30 protein-coding genes are annotated in these 24,007 nt (G+C 65.5%); 23 read left to right on the top strand and 7 right to left on the bottom strand.

Annotated elements, in window-relative coordinates; translation table 11 throughout:
- The first annotated feature begins 1 nt into the window (after window position 1).
- The 6 genes from ACXJ16_RS06360 to ACXJ16_RS06385 are packed head-to-tail and all read left to right on the top strand — an operon-like array spanning window position 2 to window position 3,486.
- Complete coding sequence (locus ACXJ16_RS06360; protein ID WP_324694771.1) at window positions 2–436, top strand: HPr kinase/phosphorylase; 435 nt, start codon at window positions 2–4, stop codon at window positions 434–436.
- A 56-nt stretch (window positions 437–492) separates the two neighbouring features.
- On the top strand, window positions 493–1,440 hold the full coding sequence (gene rapZ / locus ACXJ16_RS06365; protein WP_054441540.1) for an RNase adapter RapZ: 948 nt from the start codon (window positions 493–495) through the stop codon (window positions 1,438–1,440).
- A 55-nt stretch (window positions 1,441–1,495) separates the two neighbouring features.
- Window positions 1,496–1,903, top strand: a complete 408-nt coding sequence (locus tag ACXJ16_RS06370; protein WP_132263101.1) for a PTS sugar transporter subunit IIA — start codon at window positions 1,496–1,498, stop codon at window positions 1,901–1,903.
- On the top strand, window positions 1,900–2,178 hold the full coding sequence (locus ACXJ16_RS06375; protein ID WP_324694768.1) for an HPr family phosphocarrier protein: 279 nt from the start codon (window positions 1,900–1,902) through the stop codon (window positions 2,176–2,178). Before ACXJ16_RS06370 ends, ACXJ16_RS06375 begins: the two co-directional genes overlap by 4 nt.
- On the top strand, window positions 2,175–3,005 hold the full coding sequence (locus ACXJ16_RS06380) for a TrmH family RNA methyltransferase (RefSeq protein ID WP_463921619.1): 831 nt from the start codon (window positions 2,175–2,177) through the stop codon (window positions 3,003–3,005). Before ACXJ16_RS06375 ends, ACXJ16_RS06380 begins: the two co-directional genes overlap by 4 nt.
- A 49-nt stretch (window positions 3,006–3,054) precedes the next feature.
- Complete coding sequence (locus ACXJ16_RS06385) at window positions 3,055–3,486, top strand: META domain-containing protein (protein WP_454797062.1); 432 nt, start codon at window positions 3,055–3,057, stop codon at window positions 3,484–3,486.
- 3 nt (window positions 3,487–3,489) lie between these two features.
- On the opposite strand, the gene ACXJ16_RS06390 is transcribed toward ACXJ16_RS06385, so the two are convergent.
- The 3 genes from ACXJ16_RS06390 to recR form a co-directional block, all read right to left on the bottom strand.
- Entirely contained in the window at window positions 3,490–5,082 is a 1,593-nt protein-coding gene (locus tag ACXJ16_RS06390) for a DNA recombination protein RmuC (protein WP_454797061.1), read from the bottom strand.
- A gap of 69 nt (window positions 5,083–5,151) precedes the next feature.
- Window positions 5,152–5,721 (bottom strand): peptide deformylase, encoded by a 570-nt coding sequence (def, locus tag ACXJ16_RS06395; protein ID WP_185997548.1) that lies wholly within the window; start codon window positions 5,719–5,721, stop codon window positions 5,152–5,154.
- A gap of 62 nt (window positions 5,722–5,783) precedes the next feature.
- Window positions 5,784–6,380, bottom strand: a complete 597-nt coding sequence (gene recR, locus ACXJ16_RS06400; protein WP_185997549.1) for a recombination mediator RecR — start codon at window positions 6,378–6,380, stop codon at window positions 5,784–5,786.
- A gap of 102 nt (window positions 6,381–6,482) precedes the next feature.
- Here recR and fmt point away from each other — a divergent pair, with 102 nt between their 5' ends.
- Window positions 6,483–7,391, top strand: a complete 909-nt coding sequence (fmt, locus tag ACXJ16_RS06405; RefSeq protein ID WP_463921622.1) for a methionyl-tRNA formyltransferase — start codon at window positions 6,483–6,485, stop codon at window positions 7,389–7,391.
- Between the two features lie 27 nt (window positions 7,392–7,418).
- Here the strand turns inward: fmt and ACXJ16_RS06410 are convergent, their stop codons facing one another.
- Complete coding sequence (locus ACXJ16_RS06410; protein ID WP_463921623.1) at window positions 7,419–7,931, bottom strand: cupin domain-containing protein; 513 nt, start codon at window positions 7,929–7,931, stop codon at window positions 7,419–7,421.
- Window positions 7,932–8,027: 96 nt separating this feature from the next.
- On the opposite strand from ACXJ16_RS06410, the gene truA reads away from it, so the two are divergent.
- A complete protein-coding gene (truA, locus tag ACXJ16_RS06415; RefSeq protein WP_324694753.1) occupies window positions 8,028–8,774 on the top strand; it encodes a tRNA pseudouridine(38-40) synthase TruA in 747 nt (248 codons plus the stop codon).
- A gap of 108 nt (window positions 8,775–8,882) precedes the next feature.
- On the opposite strand, the gene cobS is transcribed toward truA, so the two are convergent.
- Together cobS and ACXJ16_RS06425 are read right to left on the bottom strand one after the other, a co-directional pair.
- On the bottom strand, window positions 8,883–9,887 hold the full coding sequence (gene cobS, locus ACXJ16_RS06420; RefSeq protein ID WP_054441731.1) for a cobaltochelatase subunit CobS: 1,005 nt from the start codon (window positions 9,885–9,887) through the stop codon (window positions 8,883–8,885).
- 110 nt (window positions 9,888–9,997) lie between these two features.
- Window positions 9,998–10,726 (bottom strand): winged helix-turn-helix transcriptional regulator, encoded by a 729-nt coding sequence (locus ACXJ16_RS06425; protein WP_463921625.1) that lies wholly within the window; start codon window positions 10,724–10,726, stop codon window positions 9,998–10,000.
- Window positions 10,727–10,859: 133 nt separating this feature from the next.
- On the opposite strand from ACXJ16_RS06425, the gene ACXJ16_RS06430 reads away from it, so the two are divergent.
- From ACXJ16_RS06430 to ACXJ16_RS06460, 7 genes are all read left to right on the top strand, one after another.
- Window positions 10,860–11,534 (top strand): glutathione S-transferase family protein, encoded by a 675-nt coding sequence (locus tag ACXJ16_RS06430; protein WP_463921627.1) that lies wholly within the window; start codon window positions 10,860–10,862, stop codon window positions 11,532–11,534.
- A 2-nt stretch (window positions 11,535–11,536) separates the two neighbouring features.
- Complete coding sequence (locus tag ACXJ16_RS06435; RefSeq protein WP_463921629.1) at window positions 11,537–11,923, top strand: DUF1428 domain-containing protein; 387 nt, start codon at window positions 11,537–11,539, stop codon at window positions 11,921–11,923.
- A gap of 2 nt (window positions 11,924–11,925) precedes the next feature.
- A complete protein-coding gene (locus ACXJ16_RS06440; protein WP_463921630.1) occupies window positions 11,926–12,726 on the top strand; it encodes a VOC family protein in 801 nt (266 codons plus the stop codon).
- 85 nt (window positions 12,727–12,811) lie between these two features.
- A complete protein-coding gene (locus ACXJ16_RS06445; protein WP_324694740.1) occupies window positions 12,812–13,438 on the top strand; it encodes a glutathione S-transferase family protein in 627 nt (208 codons plus the stop codon).
- Window positions 13,435–13,935 (top strand): VOC family protein, encoded by a 501-nt coding sequence (locus ACXJ16_RS06450; RefSeq protein ID WP_324694738.1) that lies wholly within the window; start codon window positions 13,435–13,437, stop codon window positions 13,933–13,935. The genes ACXJ16_RS06445 and ACXJ16_RS06450 overlap by 4 nt, the downstream gene beginning before the upstream one ends.
- Complete coding sequence (locus ACXJ16_RS06455) at window positions 13,932–14,597, top strand: glutathione S-transferase family protein (RefSeq protein WP_463921632.1); 666 nt, start codon at window positions 13,932–13,934, stop codon at window positions 14,595–14,597. Before ACXJ16_RS06450 ends, ACXJ16_RS06455 begins: the two co-directional genes overlap by 4 nt.
- A 10-nt stretch (window positions 14,598–14,607) precedes the next feature.
- Window positions 14,608–15,066, top strand: a complete 459-nt coding sequence (locus ACXJ16_RS06460) for an SRPBCC family protein (RefSeq protein ID WP_324694735.1) — start codon at window positions 14,608–14,610, stop codon at window positions 15,064–15,066.
- A gap of 44 nt (window positions 15,067–15,110) precedes the next feature.
- Here ACXJ16_RS06460 and ACXJ16_RS06465 read toward each other — a convergent pair whose 3' ends face one another.
- Window positions 15,111–15,704 (bottom strand): DnaJ domain-containing protein, encoded by a 594-nt coding sequence (locus ACXJ16_RS06465; RefSeq protein ID WP_443477812.1) that lies wholly within the window; start codon window positions 15,702–15,704, stop codon window positions 15,111–15,113.
- A 39-nt stretch (window positions 15,705–15,743) separates the two neighbouring features.
- Here ACXJ16_RS06465 and ACXJ16_RS06470 point away from each other — a divergent pair, with 39 nt between their 5' ends.
- The 8 genes from ACXJ16_RS06470 (at window position 15,744) to ACXJ16_RS06505 (ending at window position 23,978) form a co-directional block, all read left to right on the top strand.
- A complete protein-coding gene (locus ACXJ16_RS06470) occupies window positions 15,744–16,016 on the top strand; it encodes a BolA family protein (RefSeq protein WP_185998801.1) in 273 nt (90 codons plus the stop codon).
- 103 nt (window positions 16,017–16,119) lie between these two features.
- Window positions 16,120–16,776: an ATP phosphoribosyltransferase gene (hisG, locus tag ACXJ16_RS06475; protein WP_054441505.1), complete on the top strand. Its 657-nt coding sequence runs from the start codon at window positions 16,120–16,122 to the stop codon at window positions 16,774–16,776.
- Window positions 16,776–18,065, top strand: a complete 1,290-nt coding sequence (gene hisD, locus ACXJ16_RS06480; protein ID WP_324694729.1) for a histidinol dehydrogenase — start codon at window positions 16,776–16,778, stop codon at window positions 18,063–18,065. Before hisG ends, hisD begins: the two co-directional genes overlap by 1 nt.
- Window positions 18,062–18,520: a transcription antitermination factor NusB gene (gene nusB / locus ACXJ16_RS06485; protein WP_054441504.1), complete on the top strand. Its 459-nt coding sequence runs from the start codon at window positions 18,062–18,064 to the stop codon at window positions 18,518–18,520. Before hisD ends, nusB begins: the two co-directional genes overlap by 4 nt.
- An 82-nt stretch (window positions 18,521–18,602) precedes the next feature.
- Entirely contained in the window at window positions 18,603–19,562 is a 960-nt protein-coding gene (gene thiL / locus ACXJ16_RS06490) for a thiamine-phosphate kinase (RefSeq protein WP_324694726.1), read from the top strand.
- A gap of 145 nt (window positions 19,563–19,707) precedes the next feature.
- Window positions 19,708–21,801, top strand: a complete 2,094-nt coding sequence (locus tag ACXJ16_RS06495) for a sodium-translocating pyrophosphatase (RefSeq protein ID WP_324694724.1) — start codon at window positions 19,708–19,710, stop codon at window positions 21,799–21,801.
- 210 nt (window positions 21,802–22,011) lie between these two features.
- On the top strand, window positions 22,012–23,121 hold the full coding sequence (locus ACXJ16_RS06500) for a GNAT family N-acetyltransferase (protein WP_420719880.1): 1,110 nt from the start codon (window positions 22,012–22,014) through the stop codon (window positions 23,119–23,121).
- Window positions 23,118–23,978 (top strand): JmjC domain-containing protein, encoded by an 861-nt coding sequence (locus tag ACXJ16_RS06505; RefSeq protein ID WP_324694720.1) that lies wholly within the window; start codon window positions 23,118–23,120, stop codon window positions 23,976–23,978. The genes ACXJ16_RS06500 and ACXJ16_RS06505 overlap by 4 nt, the downstream gene beginning before the upstream one ends.
- Window positions 23,979–24,007: the final 29 nt, after the last annotated feature.

Genomic DNA, 24,007 nt, shown 5'->3' on the forward strand with positions numbered 1-24,007 from the left:
CTTGGCCGACGCCGTCCGCATTGCCAGGCAGTCCACCTGCGTCGCCATCGGCGGGCGCGCGGTGCTGATCGAGGGGCCTTCCGGAACCGGAAAATCGAGCCTCGCCCTACGCCTGATAGACCGCGGCGGCGAACTGATCGGCGATGACAGCGTACTGCTCGAAGCGCGGAACGGCCGGCTCTTCGCACAGCCCCATCCGAACACGCGCGGCCTGATGGAAGTGCGCAATCTCGGCGTGCTTCCCTTCGCTTGCCGCGATGAAGCGCCCGTCGCGCTCTTCCTCTCGCTCGACCGCGAGGCACCGCGATTCGTCGATTCGCCCGGCCGGATCACACTCCTCGGCGTCGATCTGCCGTACTTGCGGCTCCGGCCGGATGGCGATTCGCTCCCCCTCAAGACCGAACTCGCGCTGTTGCATTATGGTCTCACAGAGTGACCGACCGGCACGTCTCCCCCTTCCCTTTCCCCGGTTCCGAGCGCAAACAGCCCCCGATGCAAGACGACTCCCCCCAGGCTCCCCCCGCGCGTCCCCACAAGCAGAAAGTCCTGCTCGTCACCGGCATGCTCGGTGCCGGCAAGACGACCGTGCTCCGCGTACTCGAGGACCTCGGGTGGGAAATCATCGACAATTTCCCGGTCCGCCTTCTCGAGCGCATGATCGAGGGCAAGCCTTCGGACGATCCCTCCCCGCTGGCCATCGGCTTTGACTGCCGCACCCGCGGCTTCAATCCTGACCGCGTGATCGCCCAGGTCAAGGCGCTGGGCGAGCGTCACGACCTCGAGGTCACCACCCTGTTCCTCGACTGTTCGAGCAAGGAACTGGAGCGCCGCTTCAACGAGACCCGCCGACGCCACGCGCTGGCGGCCGATGCCCCGGTGGACAGCGGCATTCGCGCCGAGCGCGAACTGCTCTCCCCGCTGCGACGCTGGGCCGACATCCTGGTGGAAACCACCGAGTTCACGTCTAACGACCTGCAACGCACGATTCGCGAACGCTTCGCCGCCGATGAGCCCGAGGATCTCACGATCACCGTGTCCAGTTTCGGGTTCTCGCGCGGGATGCCACCGCTTGCAGATTTCGTCTTCGATATGCGTTTCGTCGAAAATCCCCATTGGGATTCCGAGCTACGCCCGATGACCGGGCAGGATGCGCCGGTCGGAGACTATATACGCAAGGACCCGGCCTTCGATGAGGCATTTGCGCGGATTCGCGACCTGTTGCTGCTGCTGCTTCCCCGCTACCGCGCGCAGGGAAAGGCCTATGTTCACATAGCCTTTGGATGTACCGGAGGGCGACACCGCTCCGTTTTTACCGCCGAACAAATGGCTGCGGCCTTGCACGATGCGGGATTTTCGCCCACATTGTTGCATCGCAACCTGGGCTCGCGGGCTGCTGATCTTCTCGAGGGGGGTAATTCTCGAAGGGGGGCAGTGGCGTGAAAGAACATTATATAACCCGGTCGCATTCGCAGGAAATTCGGAGCCTAATCCCAGCATGATCGGTATGATCCTGGTCACTCACGGCAATCTCGCCGAGGAATTCGTACACGCGATGGAACACGTCGTCGGGGACCAGTCGGCGGTGGCAACCGTCTGCATCGGTCCGAACGACGACATGGAGCGCCGCCGCAGCGAGATTGCCGAGGCAATTACTGCAGTGGACAGCGGCGAAGGTGTCATCATCCTCACCGACCTGTTCGGCGGCACTCCGTCGAACCTCGCGATTTCGCTGATGCAGGCCGGCAAGGTCGAAGTGATCGCCGGGATCAACCTTCCCATGCTGATCCGCCTAGCCAAGGCCCGCGCCTGCATGTCCGTGCGCGATGCCGCCGCGGCCGCGCGCGACGCCGGACGCAACTACATCACCATCGCCAGCGAATATCTGGGACAAGACGCCGCATGATCGACTGCCGTGAAACGGTGCTGATCGTGAACAAGCGCGGTCTCCACGCCCGCGCCAGCGCCAAGTTCGTCAACCACGTCGCCGAGCTTCCGGAAACCGTGCTGGTCAAGGTCGGCAAGGACGGAACCGAGGCTGCGGGGAACTCCATCCTCGGCCTGATGATGCTGGGCGCCGCCAAGGGCGATTCGATCGAGATCGCCTGCTCCGGCGATGGCGCGCCCGAAGCGCTCGCGGTTCTCGCCACACTCGTTCGCGACGGTTTCGGCGAAGAATGACGCCGTCCGACCGCGTGGCCTTTCGCCGCACAATTACCGGCTTCTCGAACCCGCTGGTCAAGTTCCTGCGCTCCCTGCGCGAGAAGAAGCACCGCAAGCGGGAAGAGCGTTTCCTCGCCGAAGGTCTGCGCCTGCTGACCGACGCGCGCGAATGCGGCATAGTGCCGGAAATGCTGGTCATGGCCATCGGCCGCGATCCCCATCCCCTGCTTGACGCGCTGGAAAACGCCGTGGCCGCCGCCGGGGGTGAAATCGTCGAAATGGACGTCGAAATCCTCGCCAAGGTCACGGGCAAGGACAATCCCCAGGCCGTCGCCGGGGTCTTCGCCGAATTTGACACGCGCATCGCCAATCTCGACCGCGCCTCGGCGCCGATCTGGCTGGTTGCGCAGGCGCTGCGCGATCCCGGCAATCTCGGCACGATGCTCCGCACCGGAGACGCCGTGGGCGCCGGCGGGCTGATCCTGCTTGACGACTGCGCGGACCCTTTCTCCGTGGAAGCGGTGCGGGCCAGCATGGGCGCCATCTTCACGCAGAAGATCGCCATTGCACGCTGGGACGAATTCCAGGACTGGCTTCGCTCCGGCGAAGGTCAGCTCGTGGCGGCCTCGCTGCGCGATCCTACCGACTATCGCCAGGCCCCTTATTCGGCGCCCTGCTTCCTGATGGTCGGCAACGAATCGCAAGGCCTGCCGCAGGCCTACGAGGAAGCTTGCGACTTGCGCGTCACCATCCCGATGCGCGGCAGGGCAGACAGCCTGAACGCTGCCGTGGCTGGTGCCGTGCTGGCTTATGAGGCGCTGGCCCATCTTGAGGGCGGCAACTGATAGCTGCGTTCATCCGGGCATCATCCCGGATGTGTAGAGTGGCGCCATCATGCGTGCCGTTCTTCTTGCTTTCTGCCTTTTATCGCCGCTCACAGCTTGCTCGATCCAGGGCGAGGATTCCCCGCTCGCCCGCACGAGCTGGCGCTTCGCACTGATCGACGGACAGCGGCCCGAATCCAACGATGCGCGGCTGACCTTCGAAGGCAGCAAGGTGGGTGTGCTGGTAGGCTGCAACCGCATGGACGGGCCCTGGCGCATCGACGAGGAACGCCTGATCGCAGGCCCCCTCACCCTGACCGAGATGACCTGCACCATTCCGGCATGGGATCAGGAAAAGGCGGTCAACGCCCTCCTTGTCGCCACCCCTCGCTTCGCCATCGACGGCAATCACATGATCCTGCAATCGAGCGGCCACACCGCCGAACTCGTCCGAGAAGGCGGACCAGTCGAGCGCCCCGCCCGCAGCGCGAACGGACGCTGACGTCTACTGGGCCGCTTCCGGCAGGGACTTGGCCTCGGCGATCGCCTCGATCTCCTCCGCCACCGTTTCGGCACCGTAGCGCGGGGTCGATTCGATCTGCTGGACCTCATCGATCTCACGCTTGCCGATCTCGATATGCTTGTCGCGCAGGCGGCGGCCGGAACTGAGCACGTTACGCTCGAAGCTGCCGACGAACTTGTTGTAATTGTTGACTGCCGATTCCAGGCCGGCACCCACGCGCTTCATGTGATCCGCGGCCACGGCCAGGCGATCGTAAAGCTCCCCGCCCATCCGACCGATCTCGCGCGCCTCGCGCGCGAGGCCATCCTGACGCCAGACTTGCGCCACGGTGCGGGCGATCGCGACAAGATTCGTCGGCGTCGCCAGCAGCACCTTGTTGCGGAAAGCGAAGTCCCACAGTTCCGGGTCCTGTTCCAGCGCGGCGGCAACGAAATGCTCGCCCGGCACGAACATCACCACATAGTCCGGCGCATCCTCGAACTGGCTCTGGTAGCTCTTGGCGCCCAGCGTCTGGACATGGTTGCGCATCGAGGCGACATGCTGACGTAGAGCGGCGTCGCGAGCCACCTCGTCCTGGGCCTCGAAGGCTTCCTGATAGGCGTTGAGCGAAACCTTCGCGTCGATCACCAGCCGCTTCTGGCCGGGAATGTTGACGATCGCGTCCGGCCGCAGGCGGCCTTCGTCGGTATCGATGGAATGCTCGGTGACGAAATCGGTGTGTTCGGAAAGCCCGCACTGTTCCAGCACGTTGCGAAGCTGCTGTTCGCCCCAGCGCCCACGCGCCTTTGGTGCATTGCGCAACGAATTGCCGAGCCGCTGCGCTTCCTCGCGCACCTTTTCCTGCCCTTCGCGCATCGACTGGATCAGTCCGGTGAGCTGCCCGAACGAATCGACCCGCTTGGCCTCCAGTGCGGCGACCTGCTCCTCATAGCTCTTGAGCCGCTCGCCCACCGGGGCCAGCATGGTGCGGATGCGCTCGGCATTGGCCTTTTCGCTTTCCTCGAACCGCGCGCCCGCTCGGCGCAGGAAAGCGTCCTGGGCACCGGCCAGCACTTTGGCGCCGGCATTTTCGAATTCCTTACGAAGCGCTTCCTGCGCTTCGAGCAGAAGACGCTTCTGTTCGTCGAAATTCGCGGATTTTTCACGCAGGGTCGCCAGTTCCGAGGCAAGCTCACGCTGTTCGCGGCGCAAGGAATCCACCAGCCCGGCATGTTCGCCGCGCGTCCGTTCGAGAACCTGGGTGAGTTCGCCGCGCGTGCGATCAAGAACCTGCACATGCTCGAACCGGAGCCGCTCGACCGTTTCGCCATGGTCCTTGCGCAGGACCTCCAGCACCGCGCCATGTTCGGTGCGGGTACGTTCAAGCGCGGCGGCCAGATCATCGGCACGGCTGGCGCGTTCGGTGGCGCCAGCCAGATCGCGAATGGCAGCCCGGAAACGTTCATCGAGATCGCGCGCCTCGCGGTCGCGCGTCTCGTGCCGCATGCGCCATTCGGCGGCGGGCCGGGAGCCGAAGAACCAGCCGGCCCCGAGACCGACGACGAGTGCGAGAATGGCGGCGACAGCAATTTCCATTCCGGAAGCCTATCCGGAACGTTTAGAGAACGCCAGCCCTTCTCGCAGCTTTTCCACCGAAGCGGGGAATCAGGCGGCCTTGCGCAGCTTGTCCAGCTTCTTGAGCGCCATCTGGCGCTTCAGGCGCGAAAGGTGGTCGATGAAGAGAATGCCTTCGAGATGGTCCATCTCGTGCTGGAGGCAAGTGGCCATCAGGCCGTCCATGTCTTCTTCGTGCACCGTGCCGTCGAGGTCCTGCCAACGCGCGCGGATGCGCGAGGGGCGCTCCACGTCGGCATAGATCTCGGGGACCGAGAGGCAGCCTTCCTGATAGACCGTGTGCTCTTCCGAAGGATCGAGGATTTCCGGATTGATGAAGATCCGGGGCTCGTTCTTCGTCGGCTGGTGCGTGTGGTGATGATCGCCGTGAGCGGTGCACACTTCGGGCTCCGCATCCTCGTCGTCCGGCTGAAGGTCGATCACGAGAACGCGCAGCGGCACGCCGACCTGGATGGCGGCAAGACCGATGCCCGGCGCATCATACATGGTCTCGAACATGTCCTCGACGAGCGTCTTGAGCTCGTCGTCGAACTTTTCGACGGGGACCGAAACCTGCTTGAGACGCGGATCGGGAACTTCGAGGATTTCACGGATAGCCATGGGCCGCAGATAATCGCGGACGGCCATTTTCGCAAGATGGGCACTGCGATCACAGTGATCGGCTAACTTACCGGTCGCCGGGCACGGATCGCCTGTGCAAGCGTTCCCTCGTCCAGATAGTCAAGCTCGCCGCCCACCGGGAGGCCATGCGCGAGCTGGGTGATGCGGACCGGAAGTCCCTCCAGACGCTCGGCAATGTAGTGCGCGGTGGTCTGGCCTTCGAGTGTGGCGTTCATGGCCAGGACGACCTCGTCGACCCCGCCTGCCTCCACGCGCTGGAGAAGGCGATCGATACTCAGGTCTTCGGGGCGAACGCCGTCCAGCGCCGAAAGACGACCGCCCAGGACATGATAGCGCCCGTTGAACAGCCGCGCACGATCGAGTGCCCAGAGGTCCGCCACTTCCTCGACCACGCAGAGCGAAGCCGCATCGCGGCGCGAATCGGCGCAGATACCGCAGGGATTCGTCGTGTCGATATTGCCGCAAATCCCGCACTCGACGAGCGCTTCCCTTACGGCAGCCAGAGCATCGACGAGTTGCAGAAGCGAGGTCTCGCGCCGCTTGATGAGCCACAGCACCGCCCGGCGTGCGGAGCGCGGACCAAGGCCGGGAAGGCGCGACAGCGCGGCGGTAAGCGTCTCGATCTCTTGCGATGCCATGGCCAATTCCCTAACCGCTCGGGAACTGCTTGTCGAAGCCCCATGCGCCACTTGCGCACGAAATGCCCTTCGACGGGCCCAGAGTGAGCGGAGTAACCGGTTTTGCGCATCGTCTTCATGGGAACGCCCGAATTTGCGGTGCCCGCGCTCGTCGCGCTGGTCGAGGCGGGGCACGAGGTCGTGGCCGCCTATAGCCAGCCGCCACGCCCCGGCGGGCGCCGAGGGAAGGAACTGACCCCCTCCCCTGTCCACAAGGAATCCGAAGCACGCGGGATCGAGGTGCGGGCGCCCGTTTCGCTCAGGAGCGCGGAGGAGCAGGAGAAATTCGCCGCGCTCGGCGCAGATATCGCCCTCGTCGCCGCCTATGGCCTGCTGCTGCCGCAGGCCGTGCTTGATGCGCCGCGGCTGGGCTGCCTCAACATCCACGCCTCGATCCTGCCCCGCTGGCGCGGCGCGGCGCCGATCCAGCGGGCGATCCTCGCAGGCGATCCCACCACCGGCGTCACCATCATGCAAATGGAGGCCGGCCTCGACACCGGACCGATGCTGGCAACGCTGCGCACCACGATCGACCGCAAGACCGCCGGAGACCTGACCGCCGAACTGGCCGAAAAGGGTGCTCAGCTCATGGTCGGCACCTTGCGCGATCTTGCCGTTCACCGCGCCGTCACCCAGCCCGAGGACGGAGTGACTTACGCCCGCAAGATCGACAAGGCCGAAGCCCGGATCGACTTCACCCAGTCCGCCGTGCAAGCCGAACGGCAGGTGCGCGCCTTCATGCCCGCGCCCGGCGCGTTCTTCGAACTGGACGGGGAACGGTACAAGGTGCTGGCGGCCGATCTGGCCGAAGGTTCGGGCGAGCCCGGCACCGCGCTTGACGACGCCCTCACTGTCGCCTGCGCAGAGGGCGCGATCCGCGTGACTCGGATTCAGCGAGCGGGCAAGCCGCCGATGGCGACGGCAGACCTGCTGCGCGGGCGGCCGATCCCCGCGGGCACGCATCTGGGCTGATTGCCGAACCCGCCCGCTCCCCGCAGGTCACGGCATGCGGCGGACGGGCGGCGGCTCGCACGCCCAGCGGTCCTGCGCCTCGCGGACACGCTGCGCGGCCCTGAACCAGCCTTCCGGAGACTTGTCGCGCACGCGGATGTCGAAGGTGTCGGCAGCGCGAAATTCGAGGACCTCGGCGCCTTCCGGTCCGGCAACATAGGCATAGGGCACCTCGCTCCCCACGAAGAAGCCATCGCCCGACACCAGCGTTTCCGTGCCGAGTTCCACGCTTCCGGCCACGATGTAGTACAGGCAGTCGCAATCGTGGCTATGGAGCGGAAGCGCGAAGCCGCTCTTCAACCGGAGCCGCGCCAGGCTCATGCCCGGGCGGCGGTAAGGCACGTCGACACGCTCGCCGGTTTCCGGACCGGCCCCGGCGAACAGCGGCAACGCGGCGATCATGTTCGGGGCCTCACCCGCAAGCGTCATGCAGCCGCACTCATCCAGCGAGGGCGCTTCCCGGCCCCGGAATATCTCGAAACGTGAAGCCTGTTCGGCCATTTGCGCTCTCCTAAACTGCAAAGGTCGAGGATGCGCCGCGCGCCGCCTCGCGCCAAGCCGTTTGCAGAGCGCGCGCAGTCCTGTATCGGCGGCGCGATGACCCGCTTTGCCCTCACTCTCGAATTCGACGGCGCCCCCTACATGGGCCTTCAACGCCAGGCGCATGGCCCCTCGGTACAACAGAGCGTCGAGGAAGCGGCTTTCGCCCTCACCGGGGAAACCACGAGCATGCACGCCGCCGGCCGCACCGATGCGGGCGTCCACGCGCTGGGCATGAGAGCGCATATCGACATCGACAAGCCGTTCACGCCCTTCCAGTTCATGGAGGGGATGAACGCGCGGCTTCGCCCTCATCCCATCGCGGTCGTCGCCTGCGAGATCGTGCCGGACGACTGGCACGCCCGGTTCGCCTGCATCGGCCGCGCCTATATCTACCGCATCGCCAACCGCCGCGCGCCGCTCACGCTGGAGCGCGGCAAGGCATGGCAGGTGGCCAAGCCGCTTGATGAAGCGGCCATGCACCGCGCCGCGCAGATGCTGGTCGGACTGCACGACTTCACGACATTCCGCTCGGCCCATTGCCAGTCGCAAAGCCCGCTCAAGACCCTCGACCGACTGGACGTGCGGCGCGAAGGCGAAATGGTGCTGATCGAGGCGGAGGCGCGCAGCTTCCTGCATCACCAGGTGCGCTCGATGGTCGGTTGCCTCGCCCTGGTGGGAATGGGCCGCTGGAGGGAGCACCAGATCGCCGAGGCGCTGGAAGCGCGCGACCGACAGGCGCTGGGCCTCAATTCGCCGCCGGACGGGCTCTACTTCGTGAAGGCGATCTACCCCGAGGGCTGATCGCCTTCGCCTGTCACCCACGCTTCGCCGGCTGCGATCACGGCCCTGCGGTGGACAAAAAAAGGGAGGCCGCAGCCTCCCTTTTCCTGTTCGTGATGACGGTAAGTCTCAGGCCTTGCCGACCACGCTCTCGGGCAGGTCGTTGCCGAACACGCGCTGGTAGTATTCGGCCACCATCACGCGCTCGGTCTCGTCGCATTTGTTGAGGAACGAGAGGCGGAAGGCGAAGCCCACGTCGTTGAAAATTGCCGAGTTCTGGGCCCAGGTGATGACCGTGCGCGGGCTCATCACCGTGGAAATGTCGCCGTTCATGAAGCCCTGGCGCGTGAAGTCCGCAACCTTGACCATGTTCGCGACGACCTTGGCATCGACCTGCGGCACCTTCTTGGTGACGATGTCGGTCTCGACCGGTTCCGGGAGGTAATTGAGCCCGACCACCAGGTTCCAGCGATCCATCTGGCCCTGGTTGATCTGCTGGGTGCCGTGATAGAGGCCGGAGGTATCCCCCAGACCGACCGTGTTGGCGGTGGCGAAGAGGCGGAAATTCCTGTCCGGGCGGATCACGCGGTTCTGGTCAAGCAGGGTCAGCTTGCCTTCGGTTTCCAGGATGCGCTGGATCACGAACATCACGTCCGGGCGGCCGGCGTCGTATTCGTCGAACACCAGCGCCACCGGGTGCTGGAGCGCCCAGGGCAGCAGGCCTTCGCGGAATTCAGTGACCTGGAGACCGTCGCGCAGCACGATGGCATCGCGGCCGATCAGGTCGATACGGCTGATATGCGCATCGAGGTTGATGCGGATGCACGGCCACTTGAGACGGGCCGCCACCTGTTCGATGTGAGTCGACTTGCCGGTACCATGGTAGCCCTGCACCATGACGCGGCGGTTGTAGGCAAAGCCGGCCAGGATTGCGAGCGTAGTGTCCGGGTCGAAGACGTAAGTCTCGTCAAGGTCGGGAACGCGCTCGTCGGCGACGGAGAAGGCAGGTACCTTCCAGTCGATATCGACTCCGAAGGTCTCGCGCACGTCGAGTTCGATGTCGGGAGCAGCCAGCACGGTGGCGTCTCGTGACTCGGGGCGGTTCTCGGCTTTCATGGTCTCGGTCTCAGTCATCGTTGCACTCGCGTAGACAAGCGAGCGCTGCACCGCAACAGGCTTTGAGCCATATCGGGAAATGCGGTCCGCCGGGCGGCCGGCCATGCCGACGGGCCCGGCTGCGAAAGTCAGCTCCCCGCCACGTTCCCCGGCGCAAGCTTCGCCGGCAGGGAGAAAAGATCGATGAACCTGCGGGCAAGGCCTGCGTCCCCCTGAACCGAGAGCCGCCCGCCCGCCTCCTCCACCGTGCGCTTGCCGTAGAACACCGGCAGGAAATCCGTGGCGGTTTCCGCGCAGAAGCGCAGATCCGTCGCGCCGATTTCCTCACCGGCGGGCACGATGTGCAGTTCCCCCCGCTCCAGCCGGCCAAGGAAGCATTGCCCCCCGACGTCGAAAGCCACGGCGATTTCGAGGTCGCCGATCCGCTCGGGCACGATCATCGTGCGCAAGGAGAGCATGAAGGCCACCGGCGTCAGCGGCAGGAACGGATCGTGCGATGGCGAGCGCACCGCCCAGCGCCCAAGTTCCTGCATGACCGCTTCCAGCCCCAACCCCCATTCGGTCAGGGCGTAGACCTGCACGGAGGCAGGCGGCGGAAGCACCGCACGGCGCACGATGCCCGAGGCTTCGAGGCTGCCCAGCCGTTCGGTCAACACCTTGGCGCTCAGGCCGGGCAGCGCGCCGCGCAGCCCGTTGAAGCGGCGCGGACCAAGCATCATTTCACGCACGATCGGCAGGGTCCAGCGCTCTCCCACAAGCTCCATCGCGAAAGCCGCCCCGCAGGCGTCGCGGTACCAGCGCCCGTGAGATCCGGCATGAGCGCCCTGCCCTTCCGAACCATCGTCCGGGGCTTTCATCCTGCCTCCCGAACGCTTCGCCCGCCCCTTGGTTTCGTTTTTTAACTCCATGGTTGCTTTTTGTAACCTGAAAGATCAGGCTCCGGCAATAACGAATCGCGCCGAGCAGGCGCATCGACATCGGAGAGTGACGATGCCCCGGAACGAGTCCGCCTCGACCGTCATTACCGCCTATGCCGACGTTCCCCAGCCCGTTCGGGGACAGGTCCGCGATTTGCGCATCCGCTGGGCGCTGGAGGAGATCGGGCGGGATTACCGGATCGACCTGCTCGACGTGTTCAGCCCGCGCCCGGCCAGCTACCGCGAATGGCAGCCCTTCGGCCAGGTTCCCGCCTTCGACGACGGCGAGCAGCGCCTGTTCGAAAGCGGCGCGATCCTGCTCTACCTCGGCGAACAGGACGAGCGGTTGCTTCCGGCAGACCCGGCCACGCGCTGGCAGGCGATCGCCTGGCTGTTCGCGGGGCTCAACAGCATTGAACCGTTCGTCGCGCAGATCGGCATGCTCGACATATTCCAGTCAGGAAAGGCATGGGCCGCAGAAGCCCGTCCAAGCGCGCTGAAGCTCGTGAAATCGCGTCTCTCCAGCACCGAGAAAGCGCTGGGAGAGCGGGAATGGCTGGCCGGCGCCTTCTCGCTCGCGGACATCGTCCTCGTTACGGTGCTGCGCATTCTCGACCACACGGACATCCTCGAAAGCTTCCCCGTGCTCGCCGCCTACAAGGCGCGCGGAGAAAGCCGTCCGGCGTTCCGCCGGGCCCTCTCGGAACAACTCGAAAGCTACGCCTCTCCCGCCACTTCCGGAGAATAGCCATGCCTTACATAGATGGTTTCGTGATTGCCGTCCCCCTTGCCAACAAGGACCGGTTCATCGCCCATGCACGGGAATTCGATGATTATTTCATCGAATACGGGGCAACGCGGGTGGTCGAATGCTGGGGTGACGATCTCCAGCACGGCAAGCAGACCGACTTCTTCCGCGCGGTGGATGCCAGGGAGGACGAAACGGTCTGCTTCAGCTGGATCGAGTGGCCCGACAAGGCCACGCGGGACCGGCAGATGGGCCTGCTGATGGAACTCATGAAGAACGATCCGCGCTTCGATCCCGCCACCAACCCGCCGCCTTTCGACGGCGCGCGAATGATATATGGCGGGTTCGATTCCGTCGTCGAACTGCCTCAGGCCGAAACGGGAGAATGACGATGGCCAATCCAGTCGGAAGCTTCATCTGGTACGAACTGCTCTCCAGCGACCTCGACGGGGCTGCGGCCTTCTACCGCGCGGTCGTGGGCTGGACCATCGCCGATCACGCCAGCCCGGAAGCGGGCGGCCTGGACTATCGCATGATCGTGCGGGACGATGGCGGTATGGCGGGCGGCGCCATGCAGATCACCGAGGATATGGCCGAAAGCGGCGCGCGGCCGATCTGGCTGCCCTACTTCCATGTCGAGGATGTCGACGCGGTGGTGGAGACGATCGCCTCGGAAGGCGGCAAGATCCAGATGCCCGCCACCGACCTGCCCGTGGGCCGCATCGCCATGGTTGCCGACCCGCAGGGCGTGCCGATCTACCTGATGAACCCTGTCCCGCCCGCCGATCAGCCCGATGCAGCGAGCGACGTGTTCTCCGTCACCGAAAACCAGCGGGTTCGGTGGAACGAACTGGCCAGCCCCGACCAGGCCGCCTCCATGGCGTTCTACGGCAGGCACTTCGGATTCACCTTCGACGAGAAGATGTCGATGGGCGAGATGGGAGACTACTGCTTCATCGGCCACCACGGGCAAACGCTCGGCGCGATCATGCAGCGCCAGGAGGAAAGCCAGCCCTCGGTCTGGCTGTTCTACTTCGGCGTCCCTTCGATCGAGGCGGCGAAAGCGGCGATCGAGGCGAACGGCGGCACCGTGCTGATGGGCCCGCACGAGGTGCCCGGCGGCGAGTGGATCGTCGTCGCGATCGATCCGCAAGGCGCAGGCTTCGGCCTCGTCGGCCCTAAAGGTGACTAAGGCACGACCGGAACTGCAAGGCCATTGACGACAGCCCCGTGTTCCGCAATTGTTCCAACCTCGCACGACGCGACGGAGAAGGACCATGGCCGATTATACCTTCTATACCAACCCGATGTCGCGTGGGCAGATCGCCCGCTGGGCACTTCATGAGGCGGGCGCCGATTACCGGCAGGTCCTGATCGACTGGAAAGACAAGCCGGCCAGTTTCCTCGCGGTCAATCCGATGGGCAAGGTGCCCACGATCGTCCACCACGCCGATGGCGGCGACCGTGTCGTGACCGAAGCCGCCGCGATCTGCCTCTACCTCGCCGAGATGCATCCCGAAGCCGGACTGCTGCCCAATGACGGGGAAATGGCGGACTACTATCGCTGGACGTTCTTCGCGTCCGGCCCGGTCGAACAGGCGATCACCTCGCGCCACCTCAAGTGCGAGCCGACGCCCGAACAGGAGCCGATGGTCGGCTGGGGCAACTTCGAGCGGACGATGAATGCCCTCGAAAGCCATTTCGACCAGGCAGACTATGTGTGCGGCTCCCGCTTCACCATGGCCGACGTCTACGTCGGCAGCGCGGTGGACTGGGGGCTGACTTTCGGCACGATGCCGCCGCGCCGCGCCTTCGTCGCCTATGCCGAGCGTTTCCAGGCACGCGAGGCCTACAAGGCAGCCAAAGCGGTGGACAACACGCTGATCGGGGAGATGAAGAAATGACCGCCACGGATCGCGCGAAGAACCGCGTCTGCCTCTGGTACGAAGGCGATGCCGAAGAGGCCGCGAACTTCTATGCCTCGATCTTTCCCGACACCCGGGTCACCGACCTGACTCGCTCCCCGGCGGACTATCCCGACGGCAAGGCGGGAGACGTCATCACGGTCGAATTCTCGGTCATGGGCATAGAATGCATCGGCCTCAACGGCGGCCCGGCGTTCAAGCATAGCGAAGCTTTCTCGTTCCAGGTGGAAACCGGGGACCAGGAAGAGACCGACCGCTACTGGAACGCCATCGTGGGTAACGGCGGCGCGGAAAGCATGTGCGGCTGGTGCAAGGACAAGTGGGGGCTTTCCTGGCAGATCACACCCCGGGTGCTGGGACGGGCGCTGGGCAATCCCGACCGGGCGGCCGCCAAGCGGGCGATGGAAGCGATGATGACGATGCGCAAGATCGATGTCGCCGCGATCGAGGCCGCCCTTGCAGGAAGCACCGCATGACGCCTGAGCCTGTTCTCGAACTCTTCGGCCATCCCTTTTCGTCCTACACGTGGAAGGCGCTGATCGCGCTTTACGCCCATGACTTGCCCTTCGTTCTGCAAGTGGTCGATGCCGAGCACCCGGAACATGCCGAAGTCGTGCAGATGGCAGGACCGCTGGGCAAGTTCCCGGTGCTGCGCGATGGCGAGAACCTGCTGTTCGAAGCCACCACGATCATCGAATATATTGATCGGCACCATGCTGCCCCGGGCACGCTCCTGCCCGAAGATCCGGACGCGGCAACGGCGATCCGCATGCTGGACCGGGTCTTCGACAACTACGTGATGAACGTCATGCAGATCGTGGTGAACGAGTATATCCGCGATCCGGAGAATCCCGACCTGACCCGCTGCGCCGAAGCCCGCGCGCAACTGGACCGGGTCTATGCCTGGCTGGAAGGCTGGCTCCAGTTCTATCCGCCGATGGAGCATGTCACCCTGATCGAATGCGCCGCGGCGCCCGCCCTGTTCTATGCGGATTGGGTCCACCCGATACCCGAGGACAGGCCGCGCCTTCGTGCCTGGCGCGCGCATCTGCTCTCGCTGCCCGCCGTCGCCCGCTGCGTCGACGAGGCACGGCCGTTCCGCGCCTATTTCCCGCTCGGCGCACCTGATAGAGACTGAGGAGAACCCCGTGAGCGAGACTGGTAACGAACTGTCGATCACCCGCTACATCGATGCTCCCATCACGCAGGTATGGGACGTCATGGCCAACCGGCAGGAGGAATGGTGGTGCCCCCGTCCCTGGCGGGTCGAAGTCGAGGAGCAGGACCGCCGCCCCGGCGGAATCTGCCGGATGACGATGTACGGGCCTGACGGGGAAACCGCACCGCAGGACGGGATATACCTCGCATACGAGGAAGGCCGCCGCTTCGTTACCACCGATGCCGTCACGGGAGACTTCCAGCCATCCGGGCCGTTCATGATCGGTATCTGGGAACTGGAACCGGAAGGCAGCGGCACGCGCTATACCGCCCGCGCACGGCACTGGCGCGAGGAAGACCGCAAGATGCACGAGGACATGGGCTTCACGGACGGCTGGTCCGCCTGCGCCGAACAACTCGCCAAAATCTGCGAAAGGGAAAAGGCCTGAACCGAAGCGGGTGGCGGAACCGTCACCCCGCTCCGCCAGTAGGCCTACCCCTCCAACGCCGCCGATTTACGCAGGAGCTGATAAGCCTCCACCACCCCCTGCAAACGCGCGGCACGGCTATGGTCTCCGCCGTTGTGATCGGGGTGATACTGGCGCAGCAGCCGCGTGTAGCGCAGCCGCAGCGTCTTGCTGTCGATATCGCCATCGAGCCCCAGCACGCCGAGCGCGCGTCGCTCTTCCGGGTTGAAGCGGGCGTTCTCGGGCTTCATCTCGGACTGGCGCTGCCGCATGTGCGCCTTGGCGCGGCCGCTGATCGCTTCCAGCGGATCGGCAAAGTCGGCCCAGCGCGGCGTACCGTCCACGCCGGCATCCGGCCGGAACGCACGGCTCTGCGCTTCCCAGCCATGCAGCGGCGACTGCGCGCGGAAAATTTCCTCCGCGCTCATGCCGTCGAAATAGTCGTACCCCGAATTGAATTCGCGAACGTGATCGAGACAGAACCAGCGATAGTCGCCCGGCCCGTCAAAACCGGGCAAGCGCATGCCCGGCGCACGGAATTCGCCCGCCTCTTCACACCCCGGCCAGTTGCACGCGCGTCCACCGGATTCGACTCTGCCATGAAATCTAGAATGTCTCACCGGCTTCCAGATGGGATAACGAGCGCGTAAATGGAAGACATGACCGGACCGATCGCACAGGAAATGCGGCAGCTTCTCGAAGCCGCCTTCACCCCCACCCGCCTTGATGTCGTCAACGATTCCGCCAGCCACGCCGGTCACACCGGCGATGACGGCACCGGCGAATCGCACTTCACCATAGAAATCGAAAGTCCCGCTTTCGCAGGCGTTTCGCGCCTTCAGCGCCAGCGCCTCGTCAATGCGGCACTCGGCGACATTCCGGGAAACCGGGTCCACGCCGTCGCCATCAAGGCCAGCGCCCCCGGCGAATAGAGCGCGCCGTTGCAGCCTTGCGCCGGGGGGCAACCTGAAGGCCGAACATAGCGCCGTCATCCCCGGTTGCCCTTTGCGCAATGGCAGCCTAAATGCGCGCACCATGCCGACAAGCCTGACATTCGCCGTGCCCAAGGGCCGAATCCTCGACGAAGCGCTGCCTCTGATGGCGCGTGCCGGCGTGGTGCCCGAGGCGGAATTCCACGACAAGAAGTCCCGCGCGCTCTCTTTTGCGTGCGAGAACAGCGAGATGCGCCTGATCCGCGTGCGCGCATTCGATGTGGCGACGTTCGTGGCGCATGGCGCGGCGCAAGTCGGCATCGTCGGCTCCGACGTGGTGGAAGAGTTCGCCTACCCCGACCTCTATGCCCCGGTGGACCTCGATATCGGGCACTGCCGGCTCTCGGTGGCCGAACGTGAAGGCGAAGTCGGCGGGGCGCTGCCTTCGCACTTGCGCGTCGCCAGCAAGTATCCGAACCTGACCCGCCGCCATTACGAGAAGCTGGGCGTACAGGCCGAAGTCGTGAAGCTGAACGGCGCGATGGAACTCGCCCCTTCGCTCGGCCTCTCCAGCCGCATCGTCGACCTGGTGTCCACCGGCCGCACGCTGAAGGAAAACGGTCTTGTCGAAACCAGCCGCATCCTCGACATTTCCGCGCGCCTGATCGTCAACCGTGCCGCGCTCAAGACCGACGACCGCGTGGCCGCGCTCGTCGAAGCCTTCCGTGCGCTGGTAGCCGAACAGAAGGCCGCCGCCTGATGCTGCGCCTTTCCAGCAAGGACGCGGACTTCGCGGAAGCCTTCCGGCGCGTCGTTTCCGACCGCCGGGAGAGCGCCGTCGATGTCGCCCGCGACGTGGCCGAAATCCTGGCGCAAGTGCGCGAACGCGGTGACGCGGCGCTGGCCGACTATACCGCGCGCTTCGACGGGCACGACCTCGACCGGAGCGGCTGGCGGATCGATGCGGAAACCTGCCGCGCCGCATTCGAAGCCCTCGCCCCGGAACTGCGCGCGGCGCTCGAACTCGCCGCAACCCGCATTCGCGCCTATCACGCCGCCCAGCTGCCGGAAAACCGCGACTATACCGACGAAGCCGGCGTCCGCCTCGGCGCGGTCTGGCGCGCGGTCGATGCCGCCGGGCTTTACGTGCCGGGCGGCCGCGCGGCCTACCCCTCCTCGATGCTGATGAACGCGATCCCCGCCAAGGTCGCAGGCGTGGAGCGTCTCGTCGTCGTCACGCCTACGCCCAAGGGCGAAGTCAACGCGCTCGTCCTTGCCGCCGCGCACCTTGCTGGCGTGGATGAAGTGTGGCGCGTGGGTGGTGCCCATGCCGTCGGCGCGCTGGCCTACGGCACCGATCGGATCGCCGCGGTCGACGTCGTCACCGGTCCCGGCAATGCCTGGGTGGCCGAGGCCAAGCGCCAGCTCTACGGCGTCGTCGGCATCGACATGGTCGCCGGACCGAGCGAAATCCTCGTCATCGCCGACGCCAGGAACGAACCCCGCCGGATTGCCGCCGACCTGCTGAGCCAGGCCGAGCACGACCCGACCTCGCAGTCGATCCTCATCACCGACGATGCGGCTTATGCCGACGCTGTTGCCGAAGCGGTGGAACTGGAGCTGTCCACCCTCGCCACCGAAGCAACCGCTCGCCAGTCGTGGAACGACTACGGCGTGATCGTCGTTGTCGAGAGCCTCGACGAGGCCCCGGCCCTTGCCGATGCGCTCGCCGCCGAGCACGTCGAGATCGCCACCGACGATCCGGAGAGCCTGTTCCGCAAGATCCGCCATGCCGGATCGGTGTTCCTTGGCCGCATGACCCCCGAAGCGGTGGGCGACTATGTCGCCGGCCCCAACCACGTGCTGCCCACCGGGCGTCGCGCGCGGTTCGCCTCGGGCCTGTCGGTCCTCGATTTCATGAAGCGCACCAGCTTCATCCAGCTCGACCAGGCGGCGCTGGAGGCCATCGGCCCCGCCGCCGTTGCCCTTGCCGATGCCGAAGGGCTTCCCGCGCACGCGCGCTCCATTTCCGTGAGACTTTCCCAATGAGCAATTCCAAGCAAGCCGGCTCGAAGCAAGCCAGGGCCGCCGCCCGCCTCGCCGCCGTCCAGGCGCTGTACCAGTTCGACATGGAGGGCACCCTGCTGCCCACCCTGCTTGACGAATTCCACCGCCACCGTCTCGGCATGACGATCGACGAAGAAGAATACGCCAAGGCCGAAGTCGCCTTCTTCGACGACGTGGTGAAGGGTGTGATCTCTCGCCGTGACGAGATCGATGAACTGCTCTCGGGCAAGCTCGCCGAAGGCTGGGCGCTGCCCCGCCTCGACAAGACCATGCTGCAGATTCTGCGCGCGGGAACCTACGAGCTTCTCGCCCGCGCCGACGTGCCGACCGGCGCTGCCATCAGCGAGTATCTCGACGTGGCTCACGCCTTCTTCGATGCGCGCGAAGCCAAGTTCGTGAACGGCGTGCTCGACGCCGTCGCCAAGGTCGTCCGCTGATCCTGGATGCCGCGTTTCCGCGCAGCATGAGCGTTCACTCGTGATCTCGACAATGGGCCCGCCACGGCCCATTGTCTCCGGCGTGACCCGTGAATTCGCCTTTATAGACGCCTTGCGCGCGATTGCCGTGGACCCGGCTGCGCGCGGCCTTGCCGACGATGCCGCCGTTCTGGAAATCGGCGACGAGCGGCTGGTGCTGACCATGGATACCCTGGTCGAATCCGTCCACTTCCTGCCCGGCGACCCGCCCGAGGACGTGGCCTGGAAACTCGTCGCCGTGAACGCTTCGGACCTTGCCGCAAAAGGCGCGGCCCCGCTCGGCTGCCTCAAGTCGCACGCGCTTGGCGAAGACGACTGGGACCGTGCCTTCCTTGCGGGACTGGAGCGTGCCTGCCGCCATTTCGCGATGCCGCTCCTGGGGGGCGATACCGTGCGAATGCCGGCTGGTTCCGCACGCAGTTTCTCGCTGACCGCGCTCGGTCTGGGGCCGACCGAATGCCTCGTGCCCTCCCGCAGCGGCGCGCAGGCGGGCGATCTCGTGTGGGTGAGCGGCACGCTCGGCGATTCCGGGCTGGGCCTCGACCTGCTGTCCTCGGGCCGCGATGTGCAGAGCACCGATGCCGCATGGCTTGCCGATCGCTACCGCCGCCCCATGCCGGAGCCGGCGCTGGGAGTGGCGCTTGCCCCCCTGGTGACGGCGATGATGGACGTCTCGGACGGACTGCTTGTCGATGCGCGCCGGATGGCAGTGGCCAGCGCGGTTGCCATCACCCTCTCCGCGGACGAGGTTCCGCTTTCCCCCGCGCTCGTCTCCACGGCCGGTGACGGGCTCGACCAGCGCATCGCCGCGATGACGGCGGGGGACGACTATGTCCTGCTGTTCACCGCCCCTGCCGTGAACAGCGCCTACATACGCGCCGCCGCCGCCTCGGCAGGCTCGCACGTACATCTGATCGGGACGGTGGACGAAGGGGAAGGCGTTGCGCTGGAATGGAACGGCGCGCCCACGCCATTGCCGGAGCGACTGGGCTACCAGCATTGAAGCGGGCCGAACCTGATCCAGGATGGCGCAATTCCGTAAATTCCGCCGCCATCAACGCGCTTGCCACTAATCCCGCTTCCCTATAGCCATAGTCGGATCGAGCGGGAAAACCCGTCGTTACATCGTTGGGAAAAGGGGGCGTTTTGTGAATCCAGTCACGATCGCAATTGTCCTGGGGCTTCTGGCCATTCTCTATGGCTTCGTCACCAGCCGCCAAGTGCTCGGCTCGCCAGCCGGCAACGAAAAGATGCAGGAAATCGCAGCCGCCATTCAGGAAGGCGCCCAAGCCTACCTGAAGCGCCAGTATTCGACGATCGCGGTAGTCGGCCTCGTCGTCGCCATCATCATCGCCATTACGCTCGGTACGGTTTCCGCCATCGGCTTCGTCGTCGGCGCGATCCTGTCCGGCGTCGCCGGCTTCATCGGCATGAACATATCGGTCCGCTCGAACGTGCGCACCGCCGCCGCCGCGCAGACCGGCCTGCAACAAGGGCTCACGCTGGCCTTCCGCGCGGGCGCCATCACCGGCATGCTGGTGGCTGGCCTCGCCTTGCTGGCGATCGCGGTGTTCTACTGGTACCTGACCGGGCCCGGCGGACATACGGTTGGCGGCGAAGACCGCACCGTGGTCCAGGGCCTCACCGCCCTCGCCTTCGGCGCTTCGCTGATCTCGATCTTCGCGCGTCTCGGCGGCGGCATCTTCACCAAGGCGGCCGACGTCGGCGCCGACCTCGTCGGCAAGGTCGAGGCCGGCATTCCCGAGGATGACCCCCGCAACCCCGCCGTCATCGCCGACAATGTGGGAGACAACGTAGGCGACTGTGCCGGCATGGCCGCAGACCTGTTCGAGACTTACGTCGTCACCGTCGGCGCCACCATGGTGCTGACCGCCCTGCTCATGAAGGGCATAGACAACTTTTCCGGCCTCATGGCGCTGCCACTGCTGATCGGCGGCGTCTGCATCGTCACCTCGATCATCGGCACCTATTTCGTCCGGCTCGGTTCCTCGCAGAACATCATGGGCGCCATGTACAAGGGCTTCCTGGTCACGGCGGTACTCTCGGTCCCGGCGATCTGGTGGGCGATCGGATATGCTCTGGGAGACATCAACGCCCTCATCGGCGAAAGCGATTTCTCCGGCCGCACGTTGTTCTACTGTTCGCTGGTGGGGCTGGTCATCACCGGGCTCATCATCTGGATCACAGAATACTACACCGGCACCGGCTACCGCCCGGTGCGCTCTATCGCCAAGGCCTCGGAAACCGGCCACGGCACCAACGTGATCCAGGGCCTCGCCATCAGTCTTGAGGCGACCGCGCTGCCGACGCTGGTGATCGTCACCGGCATCATCGTCGCCTACCAGCTCGCTGGCCTCATCGGCATCGCCTATGCCGCTACCGCCATGCTGGCGCTTGCGGGAATGGTCGTTGCGCTCGATGCCTATGGCCCGGTCACCGACAATGCCGGCGGCATTGCCGAAATGGCGGGCCTCGACGACGCCGTGCGCGAGAAGACCGACGCACTCGACGCCGTGGGCAACACCACCAAGGCCGTCACCAAGGGCTATGCCATCGGCTCGGCCGGCCTTGCCGCGCTGGTGCTCTTTGCCGCCTATACCAATGATCTGCGGGAGTTCTTCCCGGACCTCAACGTCGATTTCAGCCTGGAGAATCCCTACGTCATCGTCGGGCTGCTGCTCGGCGCGCTCCTGCCCTACCTGTTCGGGGCCATGGGCATGACCGCGGTGGGCCGCGCGGCGGGCGACGTGGTGGTGGACGTGCGCGAACAGTTCAAGGCCAACCCCGGCATCATGACCTACGAATCCAAGCCCGACTATGCACGGACCGTGGACCTCGTGACCAAGGCGGCGATCAAGGAAATGATCGTGCCTTCACTGCTGCCGGTACTGGCGCCGATCGTGGTCTACTTCGTGATCTCCGCGGTCGCGGGCACGGAAAACGGCTTCGCGGCACTGGGCGCCCTGCTTCTGGGCGTCATCGTCGGCGGGCTGTTCGTGGCCCTCTCGATGACATCGGGCGGCGGCGCCTGGGACAATGCCAAGAAGTACATCGAGGACGGCCACCACGGCGGCAAGGGTTCCGAAGCCCACAAGGCCGCGGTGACGGGCGATACGGTCGGCGATCCCTACAAGGATACGGCCGGTCCTGCGGTCAATCCGATGATCAAGATCACGAATATCGTCGCCCTGCTGCTGCTCGCCGCACTGGCGGGAGGCTGAACCCGGAACGCTGAACGATGGCCTCGGGCAATGGCCCCGCGCGGAGCGATCCGCCGGGATCGTTTTCCCCGGGGCCATCGTTAGCAATTCCTTGATGCCGCCACGCTAGGACGGATCAGCAGCGATCCATTCAGGCTGATGCATTCGACCATGTTTCACCGGCAGGCAACTTCGGTTCGGAAGGACACCGCTTTGGCGGCTCCTGCCCCCATGCCGCCGGAAAGCACGCTGTCCTGCCTGCCCTGGCGCGCGCTGGAAGACCAGATCGCGGCGTGGGACCGGCTGGCACTGCGCGCCAGCGAACCTAACCCCTTCTTCGAGAGCTGGTATCTCCTGCCCTCGCTTCGGCACCTTCCCGACACCGGTAAGGTCATGGTCCTGCTGTTCGAGCAGGCAGGCGAACTTGCCGGCCTCCTGCCCGTGGTAAGCGCGCCGCGCTATTACCGGTGGCCCGTGCCCAATCTCGCAAGCTGGCTTCATGAAAACTGCTTCTGCGGCGTCCCGCTGATCGCGTGCGGTGCCGAGCGGGACTTCTGGCGCGCGGTGCTGGACTGGGCGGACGACCGTGCGGGACAGGCACTGTTCCTGCATCTACGCGCGATGCCCGTGGATGGACCGATCCATGCCGCCCTTTCCGCGACAATTTCCGGGGAGGCGCGCCAGACCGAAATCGTCCTGCGCGAAGACCGTGCCCTGCTCGCTTCGGACCTTTCGGCCGATGCCTATCTGGAAGCCTCGCTCTCCTCCAAGAAGCGCAAGGAGCTGCGCCGCCAGGCGTCTCGCCTCGCCGAACAGGGCGCCGTGGCGGCCGAGCGCCGCTCCGACACGGAAGGACTGCCCGAATGGTGCGAGAGGTTCCTCGCGCTCGAAGCCTCGGGCTGGAAAGGCAAAGCCGGTTCCGCCCTGGCCAATCATGCGGGTACGGCAGCCCTGTTTCGCGAAAGCCTGGAAGGCGCGGCGGCACGCGGGCGCCTCGAACGCCTCTCGCTCACCTTGGGCGGTCGCCCCATCGCCATGCTCGCCAGCTTCCTGACCCCGCCGGGCGCATACTCCTTCAAGACCGCTTTCGACGAGCGCTATTCCCGCTTTTCGCCCGGCGTCCTGCTCCAGCGCGAGAACCTCGACATCCTTGAACGCGGCGATATCGAGTGGAGCGACAGTTGCGCCGCTGCCGATCATCCGATGATCGACCACCTGTGGCGCGAACGGCGCACGATGGCGCGGCTTTCCATCGCCATCGGCGGCCCACTGCGCCGCCGCCTGTTTCGCAGCTTCGTCCGCGCCGAACTCGTACGCAATCCGGCGGGAGGGGGGCGATGAACGTGGTCTCGCGGATCGCTTCCTCGCCGGTTTTCTCCGAAAGCACCCGCGAACGTTTTGCGGCGAACTACCCGGAAACGGCCCACAAGCTGACTCATGCGCTCGGCGACCACCCTCTCATGGCGCTCGAAGCGCTGGCCTGCCTTGCGGAATCGCTTCCGCCTGCTTCGGTCGAGTACAATTTCGGCAATCAGCCCCTCGGCGTCGATGGCAAACCTGCCGCCACCGGCATTCCCATCGGCCGCACCATCCGCGAGATCGAGACCACCAACTCCTGGGCCGTCATCAAGAACATCGAGCAGGAGCCTGCCTACGCGCAGCTGCTCGAAGACCTGCTGGGCGAACTGCGCCCCCTGATCGAGGCGAGGACCGGCAGGATGATGAAGCTTCAGGCCTTCGCCTTCATCACTTCGGCGGGCGGCGTCACACCCTACCACTTCGACCCCGAGCACAATATCCTGCTGCAGGTGCGCGGCACCAAGGTCATGACCCAGTTCCCCGCAGGCGATCCCCGCTTTGCGCCGGACGAAGTGCACGAGACCTATCACACCGGCGGCGGCCGCGAACTCAAATGGCATGACGACCTGCTATGCGGCGGCACGGAATTCGCGCTTTCACCGGGCGATGCGGTCTACGTGCCGGTCATGGCGCCGCATTTCGTGCGCAACGGCAGCACTCCGTCGGTTTCGCTGTCGATTACCTGGCGCTCGGAATGGAGCTTCGCCGAGGCGGACGCGCGGGCTTTAAACGGGTGGCTGCGCGGATTGGGGCTGTCACCGCACCGGACGAAGCGCTGGCCTGCGCGCAATCGGGTCAAGGCCTTCACCTGGCGCGTGCTTCGCAGGTTTAAGAAATAGGGGGAAGGCAGGGGAGCATAGCCCCCCCT

It is taken from the genome of Novosphingobium sp. TK71, assembly GCF_055361505.1.